This window comes from Neisseria mucosa, from assembly GCF_003044445.1.
Classification (GTDB): Bacteria; Pseudomonadota; Gammaproteobacteria; order Burkholderiales; family Neisseriaceae; genus Neisseria; species Neisseria mucosa_A.
In genome coordinates, this window is the sequence record NZ_POWX01000002.1 from 21232 (window position 1) to 37348 (window position 16117).

Sequence of the window (16117 nt, forward strand, 5' to 3'; positions counted from 1 at the left end):
TTTTTCAAAGAGGTTGAAACCTCAGCATTAGGCATACATCAGCGATGCTCAATAGAGCTTAAAATATCATTATCCGCCTGTCTGCTGCCGTTTCCGTACAAGACGCAATCCGTGTTCAGGTAGAAAACCGATTCAATTTAAAGCAAACAGCCCGTTGTTACGCCCATAGTCCAAACATACCGCAAACAACCAAAATCGCGTATTTGCCTACCACTTCCTAATTTCAGACGACCCCACCGAGAAAGCCCACCATGTCCTATCAACAAATCACCATCAACGTCAACGACGCCGTCGCCGAACGCCTCGCCGACGCACTGATGGAACACGGCGCACTCTCCGCCGCCATCGAAGACGCCTACGCAGGCACCGAAAACGAACAAGCCATCTTCGGCGAACCCGGCATGCCGACCGAACAAATCTGGCAGCAAAGCAAAGTCATCGCCCTGTTCGGCGAGCACGACGATGCCGCAGCCATGATTCAAGCCGCCAGCCAAGAATGCGGACTGAAAGACTTGGCATACACCAGCGAAATCCTCGCCGACCAAGACTGGGTACGCCTGACCCAAGCGCAGTTCGACCCCATCCAAATTTCCGAACGCCTGTGGATTACCCCCTCTTGGCACGAAGCGCCCAACAGCAACGCCGTCAACCTCCAACTCGACCCCGGTCTCGCCTTCGGTACCGGCAGCCACCCGACCACACGCCTCTGCCTCAAATGGCTGGACACACAACTCAAAGGCGGCGAAAGCGTCCTCGACTACGGCTGCGGCTCAGGCATCCTGACCATCGCCGCCCTCAAGCTCGGCGCAGGTTCTGCCGTCGGCGTCGATATTGACGAACAGGCTATCCGCGCCAGCAAGGACAACGCCGCACAAAACAACGTTGATGCACAGTTCTACCTGCCCGACGGCCTGCCGCAAGGACAATTCGACATCGTCGTCGCCAACATCCTCGCCAACCCCCTGCGCATGCTCGGCGAAATGCTCGCCGCCCGCACCAAACAAAGCGGCCGCATCGTGTTGTCCGGTTTGCTGGACGAACAAATCGAAGAACTCAGCGGCATTTACAGTCAATGGTTCGACATCGAACCTGCCGAAATCGACGAAGGCTGGGCAAGGCTCAGCGGCGTCAAACGCTGATAGCGATACGTTCAAACAAAAGGTCGTCTGAAAACCGATTCAGGTTTCAGACGACCTTTTGTGTTCAACCGATAATTTCAAAAAACTGCTGCATTACCTACAAATTTTTTGGCCTACTTCATTAAGCGTGTGATCGAGAACCATTTTGACCAAACACGTTATCAAATTCATTGCTCTCTAAAATTTCTTTGATCTCCGCAACCTTGTCGTCATTCAAAACGACTTCACAGTATTGAGCAATGTATTCATTGAATTCAGCAGATTCAATGACATTATCCGGCATCATGGTTTGAAATTGGCAACTTCCGGCGAATACGACAACCGAATAAAACAAGCGCGGGCTTAAATCAAGCTGCCGCACCAATGCTTGAATATAACGTTGGTTCTGTGCCAAAGGATTAGGGAAAAGCATCTTGGTTCTATGGAATTTCTGCGTCCACATCCCGTCCCCGTTATCCCCCCAAATACGGCCTTGATAATTCGGCGTCGATACGATAAAAATACCGAATCGTGAAACGTAAACATAATCAATCTGTTCATGCGTTCCTGAAATACGTATATCAAGATGGCGGAAAACATGATATGAATTTTCATCCAAGTAGCATTGAGCACGCACATTAACGGCAAAACGACTGATAAACCGTTTTACTAAATCTTGCTTACTGGCAAGCGCAGCCAAAATCAGTATCAGGCTATATCCCGCCATACCTGATACACCATCCCCAAATATGAAATCAAAGTTCATGACAAATTATCCGCAATATAAAATATTTATTTTTTCGTAATAGGTTACACATCAATTTATGATAATGTATTTTAAAATTATAACCCAAATGGCACTTTTTACAATAAAAATACCGCTTATGCAAAATAAAAACCTTTTGTCTCTAAAATTTGTTGTTTTTTAATTTCAGATATAATGGCAATCTTCCCAAATAGCCAAACTTTATTCATTATTAGAATAGGCAAATAGGTGTCCTTAAAAACAAAAAAGTCGTCTTAAATACATTCAGACGACATTAACACCACTTTTAAATACGATAATCCTTACCAAAAGATTTGCTTTATCCTATAAAAACCGTATTCAGTAAACAACCTTTATCGCTGACTCAGAAAAGCAAAATTATGCGCAACAAAGGAATCATTTAAAACTTTTCTATAGCATTCGTTACCTAAAGATTCCGTTCTTCTCAAAACCATCCATCATGAAAAAAATAAAAAAATAAAAAGCACGGTACTCAACCGTGCTTTTTGTAAAGCAAATCTGCTTATTTGTTTTTGTGCGAACGAAGATAATCCAAGGTTTTGAGTTGGGCAATCGCTGCGGCCAAAGCCTTGTGCGCTTCAGCCAACGACTTATCGTCTTTAGCTTGAGAAATGCCGGTTTCCGCCGCTTTTTTGGCAGCTTCGGCGCGCTCGCGATCCATCTCGGAACTGCGTACGGCAACATCCGCCAACACAGTAAGTTGGTTGGGCTGCACTTCCAGCACACCGCCGGAAACGGCAACAAGCACTTCTTCGGCTTCACCGGGCACGGTCAAACGCAATGCACCGGGACGTACCAAACTCATAATCGGCTCGTGTCGCGGATAAATACCGAGCTCACCTTGAACAGTCGGAACCACTACAAAACTGGCTTCGCCTGAATAGATGTTCTGCTCGCTACTTACCACTTCAACTCGCATGACGCTCATGCCGACCTCCTTAGTTTAAGGTTTTCGCTTTCTCGACCGCTTCTTCGATACCGCCTACCATGTAGAAAGCTTGTTCAGGCAGATGGTCGTATTCACCGTTCAAGATAGCTTTAAAGCCGGCAATGGTGTCACGCAGCGATACATATTTGCCGGGAGAGCCGGTAAATACTTCGGCAACGTGGAACGGTTGCGACAGGAAGCGCTGGATCTTACGCGCACGCATTACGGTCAGTTTATCTTCGTCTGACAATTCGTCCATACCCAGAATGGCGATAATATCGCGCAATTCTTTGTATTTTTGCAGAGTAGATTGTACGCCGCGGGCTACGTCATAGTGCTCTTGACCCAATACCATCGGATCCAGTTGGCGTGAAGTGGAATCAAGCGGGTCAACTGCAGGGTAAATACCCAAAGATGCAATATCACGACTCAATACGACGGTAGCGTCCAAGTGGGCAAATGTTGTTGCAGGAGACGGGTCAGTCAAGTCATCCGCAGGTACATATACGGCTTGGATAGAAGTAATGGAGCCTGTTTGGGTAGAGGTAATACGCTCTTGCAGACGACCCATTTCTTCAGCCAATGTCGGTTGGTAACCTACTGCTGAAGGCATACGGCCCAACAATGCGGATACTTCTGTACCAGCCAGAGTGTAACGGTAAATGTTGTCCACGAAGAACAATACGTCGCGACCTTTGCCGCTTTCGTCTTTTTCATCGCGGAAGTATTCGGCCATAGTCAAACCGGTCAAGGCTACACGCAGACGGTTACCTGGAGGTTCGTTCATCTGACCGTAAACCATCGCCACTTTGTCCAATACGTTGGAATCTTTCATCTCGTGATAGAAGTCGTTACCTTCACGGGTACGTTCCCCCACACCGGCGAACACGGACAGACCGCTATGTGCTTTGGCGATGTTGTTAATCAATTCCATCATGTTTACGGTTTTGCCTACGCCGGCACCACCGAACAGACCTACTTTACCGCCTTTGGCAAACGGACACAGCAAGTCAATCACTTTAATGCCTGTTTCCAGCAGCTCGGTAGTAGCAGACAACTCATCGAATTTCGGAGCTGTCTGATGGATGGCACGGTGTTTGTCGGTATCAATCGGACCTGCTTCATCAACAGGTGTACCCAACACATCGACAATACGTCCCAAAGTACCTTTACCTACCGGCACAGTAATCGGCGCATCTGTATTGCACACAGTCATGCCGCGTTTCAGACCGTCCGAACTACCCATTGCAATAGTACGAACCACGCCGTCACCCAGAAGCTGTTGCACTTCCAAAGTCAGGCCGTTTGCATCCAATTTCAGGGCGTCGTAAACATGCGGAATGGCATCGCGCGGAAACTCCACGTCAACTACCGCACCAATAATTTGTACGATTTTGCCTTGGCTCATTATCGTATCCTAATTTCCTGTTCAGGTTTCAGACGACATTAAACTGCCGCTGCACCTGCTACAATTTCTGACAATTCCGTGGTAATCGCAGCTTGACGCGATTTGTTATATACCAAACGCAACTCTTTAATGGCATTGCCTGCATTGTCGGTGGCCGCTTTCATCGCCACCATACGCGCAGCTTGCTCTGATGCCATATTGTCACTCAATGCTTGATAAACCACAGACTCTAAATAGCGGCGAACCAGATATTCCAACACAGCGATAGGACTTGGTTCATAACGATATTCCCAACTGAATGAAGAATAGTTATTCTCGTCTTCTATCACATTTTCGCCGATCGGCAGCAGAACCTCCAACCGTGGTTCTTGACGCATGGTATTAACAAAACGCGAATATACCAAATGTATTTTATCTAACTCATGCTTCTCGTAACGTTGGAAGATTTCAGTCAATGGCCCAAGCAGCAATTCCATTTTTGGGGTATCCCCCAAATTAATCGCACTGGCAATAACGTTCAAACCGATGTTTTGACAAGTGGCTAAGCCTTTACTACCTAAACAGACAACATCAACTTCAATGCCTTGCTCTTGGTATTCTTGGACTTGCGCTAAAAATTTCTTCAAAACATTCGCGTTCAAACCACCGCAAAGACCTTTATCAGAGGTGATTAAAATGAAACCCACCCGATGTGTTTCACGGTGAGGTGCCAATAATTTAATACCATGATCTTCATGGGTTTGCGCCAAATGACTCATAACTGTCCGCACTTTTTCGGCATACGGACGCGCTAAGCGCATCCGTTCCTGAGTCTTCCGCATTTTAGAGGTTGACACCATTTGCATCGCTTTAGTGATCTTTTGGGTATTTTGAACACTACGGATTTTGGTGAGAATCTCTTTTCCGACTGCCATTTCAGACTCCTTTCATTTCAGTTCTTAGGCTTGGTAAGCATAAGAAGATTTGAAAGAATTCATGGCTTCAGTCAATGTTTTTTCACTTTCATCGGACATCGCACCTGATGCGTTGATTGCTTCTAAAACACCAGGATGCTGAGTGCGTACAAAGCTCAAAAATTCCGCTTCGAAAGCCAATGCCTTGGGTACTGGTACATCTTCGTAAGAACCATTATTGATGGCCCACAAAGTCAAAGCCATTTCGGCTGTATCCAAAGTGCTGAATTGTTTTTGTTTCATCAATTCAGTAACCACTTCACCGTGTTGCAGCTGTTTGCGTGTAGCTTCATCCAAATCTGAAGCAAATTGCGAGAAGGCTGCCAACTCACGATATTGGGCGAGTGCCAAACGGATACCGCCACCCAGTTTTTTAATTACTTTGGTTTGTGCCGCACCGCCTACACGTGATACGGAAATACCGGCATTAATCGCGGGACGGATACCAGCGTTAAACAAGTCGGTTTCCAAGAAAATTTGACCGTCGGTAATCGAAATCACGTTTGTCGGTACGAACGCAGATACGTCACCGGCTTGCGTTTCGATAATAGGCAATGCAGTCAAAGAACCTGTTTTGCCTTTCACTTCGCCATTAGTCAGTTTTTCAACTTCGTGTTCATTTACACGGGCAGCACGTTCCAGCAAGCGGGAGTGCAGATAAAAAACGTCGCCAGGATATGCTTCGCGACCAGGAGGACGGCGCAGCAACAGGGAAATTTGACGGTAAGCAACAGCTTGTTTGGACAAGTCATCATATACAATCAATGCGTCTTCACCGCGGTCGCGGAAGAACTCGCCCATAGTACAACCTGCATAAGGTGCGATATATTGCAGAGCCGCAGCTTCAGAAGCGGTCGCAGCAACCACAATCGTGTGCTCCATTGCACCATGCTCTTCCAATTTGCGTACTACGTTAGCAATGGAAGATGCTTTTTGACCGATTGCAACATAAATACAAATAACGCCCGTACCTTTTTGGTTAACAATAGCATCCAATGCTACGGCTGTTTTACCTGTTTGACGGTCACCAATAATCAGCTCACGTTGACCGCGACCAATCGGAACCATTGAGTCAATAGCCTTCAAACCGGTTTGCATCGGTTGGTCAACTGATTTACGAGCAATCACACCTGGTGCAATTTTTTCGATAGGTGCAGTAGAAGATGTATTGATCGGACCTTTGCCATCAATCGGGCGACCCAGCGCATCTACAACGCGACCAACCAATTCACGACCGACAGGTACTTCCAAAATACGACCGGTACAAGTAACTGTGTCGCCTTCTTTAATATGTTCGTATTCACCCAACACTACGGCGCCGACGGAGTCACGCTCCAAGTTCATCGCCAAACCGAAAGTGTTACCCGGGAATTCGATCATCTCACCTTGCATTGCGTCTGACAAGCCATGAATACGAACAATACCGTCTGTTACAGAAATAACGGTACCACGGGTACGCACTTCTGTATTTCCAGACAGATTTTCAATTTTAGCTTTAATCAAATCGCTAATTTCAGCAGGATTAAGCTGCATGAAAACTCTCCTAATTTGTCATAGTCGCATACAGGGCATTCAATTTACCCTGCACCGACAAATCCAAGACCTGGTCACCCACTTCAACTTTGACACCGCCAATTAATTCAGGCGCAACTTCAGTTGTAATTTGCAACTTACTGTCAAAGCGTTTTTTCAATATTTCAGCCAACTCAGCCAGTTGATCTTCAGTCAATGGATAAGCACTATAAATTACAGCGGACTTAGTATGATTGAATGACAAGGTTAAAGCTTGATATTGAGCATAGACTTCAGGCAATACAGGCAAACGTTTTTGCTCTGCCAAAACAGTAATGAAATTTTTCAATTCATCACTTTTTAACTCAACGAGTTCGGCAAGTACATTCACCTTTTCAGAAGTATTTGTTTCAGGTCGCTCAATCAAAGAAATGACTTTCTCATTTTGAACAACCGCGGCTAATTCTTCCAGTCCGCCCAACCAAGACTCAATTTGGTTTTTTTCCTGCGCCAGATTGAATAATGCTTTCGCATAAGGTCTGGCAATCGTTGCGAACTCAGCCATAAGATTACAGCTCCTGTTTTAAAGCACTGAGCAACTGCGCATGTTTGGAAGTATCCACTTCACTGCGCAAAATAGACTCGGCACCTTTAACCGCCAACGCAGCAACTTGTTCACGCAAAACTTCGCGTGCACGATTCATTTCTTGCTGCGCATCGGCTTTAGCTTGTGCTGTAATCCGCACCGCCTCGACAGAAGCTTGTTCTTTCGCTTCTTCTACGATTTTGGCGGCACGTTTTTCGGCGTTAGCTACCATTTCGGAAACTTGGTTACGCCCTTCAGCCAAGAGTTCTGCAACTTTCTTCTCTGCCTGTTCAAAATCGCTCTTACCGCGCTCGGCTGCAGCCAAGCCTTCGGCAATTTTTGCGGCACGCTCATCCAGTGCTTTTGCGATTGGCGGCCACACAAATTTCATGGTAAACCAAACCAAACCGAAAAAGACGATGATTTGAGCGAATAAGGTTGCATTAATATTCACGTTAGTTAACCTTCGTACTAGTGTTAATCAAACAGACCAAAGTCTGTACCTAGACGGATCACACCGTTTGATTATGCACCTGCAAACGGGTTAACGAAGGCGAACAACAGCGCGATAGCCACACCGATCAGGAATGCAGCATCAATCAGGCCAGCAATCAGGAACAATTTAGTTTGCAGTGGACCAATCAATTCAGGCTGGCGCGCAGAAGATTCCAAATACTTAGAACCTACCATTGCGATACCGATGGAGGCACCCAATGCACCCAATGCAACAATCAAACCACATGCAATAGCAATCAAACCCATTTTAAACTCCTTAAGAAAACAAAGGTTAAACCACAAATAAAGATAAAACTACCTAGAAAATTTAGTGGGCATCATGAGCTTGTCCAATATAGACAAACGCCAAGGCCATAAAGATAAATGCCTGCAGGGTAATCACCAAAATATGGAAAATCGCCCATGCCAATCCGGCAAGAATGTGAAAACCAAACAGAATCGGATCCAGCACTTCAACGCTTCCAGATGTCGCCCAAGCACCACCCAGCAAAGCAATCAAAAGGAATACAAGTTCACCAGCATACATATTACCGAACAACCGCATACCGTGAGAAACTGTTTTAGAGAGGAATTCGACCAGATTCAAAAGAAAGTTGGCAGGAGCAAGTTTGGCGCCGAACGGAGCACTGAACAACTCATGAATCCAACCACGAACACCTTTGATTTTGATATTGTAATAAATACAAATTAATAAGACTCCAATAGCTAACGCCAACGTAGTATTCAAATCCGCGGTCGGCACAATACGTAACAATGCATGATGGTTACCGGTAGCGTTTTGCCACAACCAGGGCAACAAATCCACCGGCAGCATATCCATAGCATTCATTAGGAAAATCCATACAAACAGCGTCAAACCTAATGGAGCAATGGCTTTTCGAGATTGTTCATTGTGAATAATACTTTTGCACATATTATCCACAAACTCGAACAAAATCTCTACGGCAGCCTGAAAACGTCCCGGCACGCCAGCCGTCGCCTTCTTAGCGCCACGCCAAAGCAGGAAGCTTCCTAATACACCTAACAAAACAGCAAAGAAAATCGCATCAAGATTGATAAACGAAAAATCGGCAATATTTTTCAGGCCTTGGCCTTGGGCAACATCCGACAGACTGGTCAAGCTTTGTAAATGGTGCTTGATGTAGTCGGCAGCGGTCATTGTTTCACCTGCCATAATGCTTCACTCTCAACAATACTAAAAAAACCAAATGACTGACACCGAGCAATCCGAACAAGAACGGAAAGAATATTAAAGACTGATGCCAAACCATGAATACGGCAAACATCATCACCAGCGACAGCACTACTTTTAAAACTTCCCCAATAATGAACGCTTTACCATGATACAAAGGGTTGCGCTTGGAAAGTTTTAAAAGTAAAACTGCAATAGAAGACGGGACTAAATAACAAACTCCACCTACGACAGAAGACCAAAATCCATTTACACCTGCAAAAACAGCACTTAATACAGAAATAATTAATAAAACAACAACTTGATAAACTAAAATCTGATTCATGAAAATTTAGAAGCTATAACGAAATGGCCAAGCAGCGATACTACAATATAATGAAGAAGCCTATACACGTCAAGGGATAGTTAATCTTTGTGAAATAATAACTCCTACAACATTCCTAACTTATACGCTACAATTTTCAATCATATCACAAATTACATTAAATTACAGCCATTGCCCAGTAATTTTATTTCAATAAAAAAGTCATCTGAAAACTGGAGAATAAGTTTTCAGATGACCTTAATTCTAAATTTTCTGCACAACCTAATTTACATCTGATAATCAATGCCCAACTGTTTCAGCAGATACTCAAATGTTTCCGGCGTATCGAAGTGGAGAACGATTTTGCCTTTTTTGTTATTGGTGGTTTTGACTTCCGCGTTAACGCCCAGTCTTTCGGTCAACACGTCATTCAGACGACGTATATCGGGGCTGATGGTTTTTTTGATTTCCTGTTTTGCCTGATGGGCGACTTGACTGCGGCGTTCGACTTCGCGTACCGACCAACCGTTTTTCACCGCTTTTTGCGCCAATTCGAGCTGCTCGACCACAGGCAGAGTCAGCAGGGCGCGGGCATGTCCCATCTCAAGATGGCGATGGTAGAGCATATCTTGAACAGGCTCGGGCAGGCTTAACAGGCGCAGGCTGTTGGAAATCGCGCTGCGGCTTTTGCCGACTGCCTTGGCGATGGTTTCGTGAGTCAGCCCGAACTCGTCGGCAAGGCGTTTCAAACCTTGCGCTTCTTCAATCGGGTTTAAGTTTTCGCGTTGCAGGTTTTCAATCAAACCCATTGCCAGCGCAGTTTCGTCGCTGATGGTTTTGATGACGACCGGAATCTCGGTCAGTCCGGCGAGCTGGGATGCGCGCCAGCGGCGTTCGCCGGCGATCAGTTCGTATTGAGAAAGGCCGTGTTCGCGCACGATGACCGGCTGGATAACGCCTTGCGCTTTAATCGAATCCGCCAGCTCCTGCAAGGCTTCGTCGTCCATCTGAACCCGCGCCTGATAGCGGCCGGGCTGGATGTCGTTGATGGCGACGGTAGTCAGGCGGTCGCTACTGCTGTTGTCCACGCCGTTGGAAATCAGGGAATCTAAACCGCGGCCCAAACCGCCTTTTGCTTTTGCCATATTGAATCCTTTTCAGACGACCTTCCATAAAGCGCGTATTCTAGCGGATATTCGCAGCTGGCGACAATTCATATCACATCGTCTGTATTTATCAGACCGTATATTTTCAGCTAAAATCCAGCCTTCTATTTTTTATCGAACCACTCGTCAGTCAATGCTTTATTCTTTTCTTATCGATATGTGGGATATTTTGCATCTGCGCTATAAGAATCCTGCTGATTATTTCTATACACTGCCCGTTATTTTGGCGATTTTGCTGCTGTTGGGCATGATCAATGCGGCAGATATGTCGCTCTTGCTCGGCGTCAGCACTGCCGCTGTCATCTTTGCCGTGTTGGTTACCGTCATAAGGTGGCTGATTTTGAGCCGTGTGATGCGTTATGTTTTGAGTAGAAACGGCGCGCCGCGCCTGCCTTTATGGGGATTCATCTTGGCATCGGAGGCTTTGATGATTCCTACTCTGTTGGTATTTTATATGCCGGAAAATGCACCGCTTCTGATGGTTTGGAAGACCTGGGCATTTTGGGCGCAGGCTGTCGGCTTGATGAGAATAGGACAGGTCAAAGTTTGGGCAGTACTTAAAGGCTATTTTTTATCCTTCTGCTGGTTTGTCGTAATCTCAGGAATTTTACTGAATCTGTTTACGCTGGCGGGCTGGTTGGATAAGGCAACTCTGATGCAGAATTTTGAGGCATTAATAACCTCCATGGAGCAAGCAAGATAAAGAAAGTGTCATCTGACCCAAAACTGCACCCCAAAAGTTGGACACATCCCCTCCAACTACCAAGGTGCAGTTTTTTATGACCAAATATACATTACACTTCAAATACTAGGTTACACCCCCACTACCTGCACATCCGCAGCCAACAGCGTAGCGCAAACCACTACGACATCTCACGAACCCACCTGCTGCGTTGGGTAACAGCCTATCAGGAAGGCGGCATCGGCGCACTCGAACACCTCTAATCCAAAATCATGCCCCGCCATCGCAAAAACCCCTTCATCACAGACAAGCCCGACTACGAAAAACACAGACCGGAGACCTTTGCAAAAAAGCCCTTCCCCCGACAACCGCAACCCCAAAACAGGTTTTCGGCTATTTTCCTCCCCCAATACCTTCTGATTTTACCCAAATGCCCCCTTAATCCTCCCCAGACGCCCCATAATCAGGCATCCGGGCCACCTTTTAGGCGCAAACAGGCACACTTAGCCTGTTGGCCGCTTTCAACAGGTTCAAACACATCGCCTTCAGATGGCTTTGCGCACTCACTTTAATCAGCCCGAAATAGGCTGCCCGGGCGTAGCGGAATTTACGGTGCAGCGTACCAAAGCTTTGTTCGACCACATAACGGGTCTTCGACAAATATCGGTTGCGCTTCGTCTGCCCCCCGTCAGCGGACGGTTGCGGTGGGCTTTGCGCATAATGCCGTCCGGCAACCGATGCTCTTTCAGATGTTGCCGGTTTTCCTCACTGTCGTAGCCTTTGTCGGCATAGACGGCCGTACCTTCGGCAATGCCTTCCAACAAAGGCGACAGGTGGTTGCACTCATGGGTATTGGCGGGAGTGATGTGCAGTTTCTCGATATAACCTTCCTCATCGGTACGGGTATGTTGTTTGTAACTGAGTTTGTAGAGGCCGTTTTTCTTTGTCCAACGGGCATCTTTATCTTTACTCGGTGTGGTTTGGCCGCTGACTTGTCCTTCTTCATCGACTTCTATGACCTGACGCTGTTTGCTGCCGGCGGTTTGAATAATGGTGGCGTCAATGACGGCGGCGGATGCTTTCTCTACTTTTAAGCCTTTTTCGGTCAGTTGGCGGTTAATCAGTTCCAGCAATTCGGACAGGGTGTTGTCTTGCGCCAGCCAGTTGCGGTAGCGGCATAAGGTACTGTAATCGGGGATGCTCAGTTCGTCAAAACGGCAAAACAGGTTGAAATCGATGCGGGTGATGAGGCTGTGTTCGAGCTCGGGATCGGAGAGGCTGTGCCATTGGCCGAGCAGGACGGCTTTGAACATGGACAGCAGTGGATAGGCGGGACGGCCGCGGTGGTCTCGAAGGTAACGGGTTCTTTGACGATTCAGGTACTGTTCGATCGGCTGCCAATCAATCACTTGATCTAATTTCAATAGTGGGAAGCGGTCGATGTGTTTGGCGATCATGGCTTGGGCGGTTTGCCGGAAGAAGGTACTCATGAGAAATCCCCTAAATGTCTTGGTGGGAATTTAGGGGATTTTGGGGGGATTTTGCAAAGGTCTCAATCTAGTTATATGCGCGCAAAGGTTGCCTACCTAAAGAAGTTAAAAGCCCTCAGCCAAAAGCAGACCGAAAAGGACAAAGCCAAACCGTCCAAACACTGAGGGCGCAACACCCGCTCAAATACCTGCTGCACATCGCAAACCTGCCCAAAAGCAGCTTTTACTACCACCATCAAGACCGACCCGACCCCGATGAAGCCCTATCGCCGAAATCTATGAACAGCATAAAGGGCACTACGGACAAAGGCGCATTGCCACAATATTGGGTTGGAACCGAAAAAAGTGACACGATTGATGAAGTAGATAGATGATTGTATGGACTACTACAACCAGGAGCGGTGCAGTTTGACATTGAAAAAGCTGAGTTCTATCGCACGCAGAACTCAGCTTACACAAGGCGTCTGAATAAGTTTTTATGAGCATCCAATATTTGGAGACCGGTTTAAAACTGAAATTATTTTTCAGACGATCTTTCTACTTTTGAGACAGTTAGAAAACCGCCTGCAACACCAAATAAGAGATCACGGACAACACTGCAGCTGCGGGCAATGTAATCACCCAAGCCAAACCAATCGGTTTCATCAGTTTCCAGTTGGCATTGCGATTAACCAAACCGATACCTAAAACCGCGCCAACTAAAATATGGGTACTCGATACGGGCAAACCCATGAGGGATGCTGCCATAACGACGGCTGCAGCGGAAAGTTCGGCAGCAAAACCGGAAGCAGGGTGCATTTCCGCCAAGCTGGTTCCGACGGTTTTGATAACCTCTTTACCGACAAACCATAATCCGACAATCAGTGCGATGCCGAAGGTCAGCATAGCGATAGGCGGGACAGCGTTTTGCGCGGTAATACTGTTGGTACGCAATGCATCCATAATGGCGGCAAACGGCCCGATGGCGTTGGCAATATCGTTCGCTCCATGGCTGAATGCAAAACCACAGGCAGTGAAGACCTGCATCCAAGAAAATATTTGAAAAGTAGATTTATCAAGATCTTTGCGCTTAATGCTTTTGGCAAATACAAACGTCGCCATCCAAATTGCCGCACCGACCATAAAGATAATCAGAAAACTGTTGACATTACTCATGCCCAAATGCAGATTGTTCAATCCTTTGAAAATCAGCATCGCTGCAATCATCATACCGCCTATCGAGCCGATAAAGGGGACCCAAGAATGAAGTGCTTTATAGGAATCAATATCGTTTTTACGATTATCTAATTCATATAACCCGCGATAATAGTCGGACTGTAATTCGGAAGGTTCGAAATCAGGTTCATCGTAAATCTGCGCATCGTGTGCTACTTTGGTAGCATATTCGACTTTTTCAGTTTCGTTCAGAGCTTCAAAGAAAAGACGATGTTGCTCTTTGTATGCTTTCTTTTCCTGTTTGATGGTTTTGAGGGTTCCTTCTGCCCAATCGTTGTAATCTAATACATTTTTCTTAATACGGGAGAAAACGAGGTAGGAAACCAATCCGCCCAGCATTGGCGACAGTACCCATGAAAGGGCAATCTCTCCAAGCTTGCCCCATTGGATAAGCGTACCCGCATCAATTTTGTGCATAAACGCCATACACAAAGCACTACCGACAATACCACCAATAATGGCGTGGGTAGTCGACACCGGCAGCCCCTTACGAGAAGCAAACAAAAGCCATAATGCCGCTGCCAAAAGCGCGGACATCATAATGAAGACGAATTGCATGGGTTGCAAATCCAACCCGTTTAAATCTACGATACCTTTACGAATAGTATCTGTAACCTCACCGCCCGCGATAACGGCTCCACTGACTTCGAATATAGCGGCAATCAAAAGTGCCTGCGGAATGGTCAGCGTACCGGATCCGACACTGGTTCCGAACGAGTTGGCAATATCGTTGCCACCGACGTTAAATGCCATAAATACGCCGAACATCGTAGCAATGATGAAAAGTATAGGATTGTTGTAATGGGTATACCCCAGACCCCAATAAATAAAATAGCCGACCATGCCTACCAGCATAGCGGCAAAAGCGGCGTTAATAAGCTTCAAGTTCGCACTCGGTTGAGTTTGAGCCATGGAAGTTTTCCTTTGGAAATACGAAAGTTGGCAGATTCGGAATCTCTGTCTAATTGTAACCTTTTTACAATCTTTCTTGAAATATTTCTTTATCTCCTCCACTCCTGAATCCGAATAAAACCTAAAACAGCGTTACAATGTTTCTTTTTGCCTACTTCAAAATCATAATTTTATGAATATCCGAAACTATATCGGCATTATGTCCGGCACCAGCATGGATGGTGCGGACGCAGTTTTAATCCGCATGGAAGGCAGTCGATGGCTGGAAGCTGTCTCCCACGCATTTATCCCCTATTCAGACGACCTTAGGCATGATTTGCTGGATTTGCAAAATATCGGCAACAATGAACTGCACCGCAGTATGCTGCTATCTCAAAAACTAAGCCGCCTTTACGCAGATACGGTTTCTTTACTGCTAAAACAAACCAACCTACAAGCCCACGATATTGCCGCCATTGGCTGCCACGGACAGACTGTCCGCCATGCCCCTGAAGCAGGATACAGCATACAACTTGCCGATCTACCGCTTTTGGCACATCTGACCGGCATCTTTACCATCGGCGATTTCCGCAGCAGGGATTTAGCGGCAGGCGGACAAGGCGCCCCTCTTGTTCCCGCATTCCATCAAGCTTTATTCCAAAGCGACTCTGAGACACGCGTTGTTTTGAATATCGGCGGTATTTCCAACATCAGCGTCCTACCAAATTCTTCTCCGGCATTCGGCTTTGACACTGGCCCGGGCAATATGCTGTCCGATGCATGGATGCAAGCTGTTTGGCAACGTCCTTATGACAAAGACGGCTTAATTGCGGCAACAGGAACCGTTTTACCCGATCTACTAACCCGTCTGCTTGACCACCCATATTTTTCCTCTCCATATCCCAAAAGTACCGGACGTGAATTATTTTCATTGGATTGGTTGAAAGGTCGTCTGAAAGGTGGTGAAAAACCGGAAGATATTTTGCGAACTTTACTAAAGTTTACTGCCCAAACGATTTATGATGCGACCATCTCGGCCGCTCCTGATGTTTGCAATCTTTATGTTTGTGGAGGAGGTATCCGCAATCCCGTTTTAATGGAAGATTTGCACCAACTTTTTTCCTCTACCACGAAATTACATAGTACAGCAGCACTCAACCTTGATCCGCAATGGGTCGAAGCCGCTGCCTTCGGTTGGCTTGCCGCCTGTTGGATGAATAAAATTCCAAGCAGTCCACACCATGCGACAGGGGCAGAAAAATCCTGTATTTTGGGTGCAGGATATTATCCTTAAATATGTCTCTCTAATTTTATTAGGTACTTTACTATCCCATGGCAACCATAAGAAAATCGCCCTTCTCTATCTACA

General features: G+C 46.4%; 15 protein-coding genes and 1 pseudogene. 3 read left to right on the forward strand and 13 right to left on the reverse strand.

The genetic code is table 11. From position 1 onward, the window contains the following. The first annotated feature begins 251 nt into the window (after positions 1–251). Positions 252–1139: a 50S ribosomal protein L11 methyltransferase gene (gene prmA / locus DBY90_RS01285; protein ID WP_070492093.1), complete on the forward strand. Its 888-nt coding sequence runs from the start codon at positions 252–254 to the stop codon at positions 1137–1139. Positions 1140–1260: 121 nt separating this feature from the next. On the opposite strand, the gene DBY90_RS01290 is transcribed toward prmA, so the two are convergent. From DBY90_RS01290 to DBY90_RS01340, 11 genes are all read right to left on the reverse strand, one after another. Further along, positions 1261–1884, reverse strand: a complete 624-nt coding sequence (locus tag DBY90_RS01290) for a nuclease-related domain-containing protein (protein WP_107986417.1) — start codon at positions 1882–1884, stop codon at positions 1261–1263. 523 nt (positions 1885–2407) lie between these two features. Then, a complete protein-coding gene (locus tag DBY90_RS01295; protein WP_070492099.1) occupies positions 2408–2833 on the reverse strand; it encodes a F0F1 ATP synthase subunit epsilon in 426 nt (141 codons plus the stop codon). 10 nt (positions 2834–2843) lie between these two features. Beyond that, entirely contained in the window at positions 2844–4241 is a 1398-nt protein-coding gene (atpD, locus tag DBY90_RS01300) for a F0F1 ATP synthase subunit beta (RefSeq protein ID WP_070492103.1), read from the reverse strand. A 38-nt stretch (positions 4242–4279) separates the two neighbouring features. Beyond that, positions 4280–5155 (reverse strand): F0F1 ATP synthase subunit gamma, encoded by an 876-nt coding sequence (gene atpG / locus DBY90_RS01305; protein ID WP_003741654.1) that lies wholly within the window; start codon positions 5153–5155, stop codon positions 4280–4282. A gap of 24 nt (positions 5156–5179) precedes the next feature. After that, positions 5180–6727, reverse strand: coding sequence for a F0F1 ATP synthase subunit alpha (atpA, locus tag DBY90_RS01310; RefSeq protein ID WP_070492106.1), 1548 nt, complete (start codon positions 6725–6727; stop codon positions 5180–5182). Between the two features lie 10 nt (positions 6728–6737). Beyond that, complete coding sequence (locus DBY90_RS01315; RefSeq protein ID WP_003741657.1) at positions 6738–7271, reverse strand: F0F1 ATP synthase subunit delta; 534 nt, start codon at positions 7269–7271, stop codon at positions 6738–6740. Between the two features lie 4 nt (positions 7272–7275). Then, on the reverse strand, positions 7276–7746 hold the full coding sequence (locus DBY90_RS01320) for a F0F1 ATP synthase subunit B (RefSeq protein ID WP_019270018.1): 471 nt from the start codon (positions 7744–7746) through the stop codon (positions 7276–7278). A gap of 71 nt (positions 7747–7817) precedes the next feature. After that, entirely contained in the window at positions 7818–8054 is a 237-nt protein-coding gene (gene atpE, locus DBY90_RS01325) for a F0F1 ATP synthase subunit C (RefSeq protein WP_002214801.1), read from the reverse strand. Between the two features lie 61 nt (positions 8055–8115). Then, positions 8116–8982 (reverse strand): F0F1 ATP synthase subunit A, encoded by an 867-nt coding sequence (gene atpB, locus DBY90_RS01330; RefSeq protein WP_003741661.1) that lies wholly within the window; start codon positions 8980–8982, stop codon positions 8116–8118. Continuing rightward, positions 8972–9325 carry an ATP synthase subunit I gene (locus tag DBY90_RS01335; protein ID WP_003741662.1) on the reverse strand — a complete coding sequence of 118 codons (354 nt, stop codon included), beginning with the start codon at positions 9323–9325 and terminating at the stop codon, positions 8972–8974. The genes atpB and DBY90_RS01335 overlap by 11 nt, the downstream gene beginning before the upstream one ends. A 266-nt stretch (positions 9326–9591) precedes the next feature. Further along, on the reverse strand, positions 9592–10449 hold the full coding sequence (locus DBY90_RS01340) for a ParB/RepB/Spo0J family partition protein (RefSeq protein WP_049228631.1): 858 nt from the start codon (positions 10447–10449) through the stop codon (positions 9592–9594). A gap of 154 nt (positions 10450–10603) precedes the next feature. On the opposite strand from DBY90_RS01340, the gene DBY90_RS01345 reads away from it, so the two are divergent. Beyond that, positions 10604–11173: a hypothetical protein gene (locus DBY90_RS01345; RefSeq protein ID WP_003741664.1), complete on the forward strand. Its 570-nt coding sequence runs from the start codon at positions 10604–10606 to the stop codon at positions 11171–11173. Between the two features lie 462 nt (positions 11174–11635). On the opposite strand, the pseudogene DBY90_RS01360 reads toward DBY90_RS01345, so the two are convergent. Both DBY90_RS01360 and DBY90_RS01370 read right to left on the reverse strand, forming a co-directional pair. Then, positions 11636–12642 (reverse strand): annotated as a pseudogene (locus DBY90_RS01360) (IS5 family transposase). A 552-nt stretch (positions 12643–13194) separates the two neighbouring features. After that, complete coding sequence (locus DBY90_RS01370; RefSeq protein ID WP_070492594.1) at positions 13195–14769, reverse strand: inorganic phosphate transporter; 1575 nt, start codon at positions 14767–14769, stop codon at positions 13195–13197. Positions 14770–14941: 172 nt separating this feature from the next. Here DBY90_RS01370 and DBY90_RS01375 point away from each other — a divergent pair, with 172 nt between their 5' ends. Beyond that, positions 14942–16042 (forward strand): anhydro-N-acetylmuramic acid kinase, encoded by a 1101-nt coding sequence (locus tag DBY90_RS01375; protein WP_070492595.1) that lies wholly within the window; start codon positions 14942–14944, stop codon positions 16040–16042. Positions 16043–16117 lie beyond the last annotated feature (75 nt).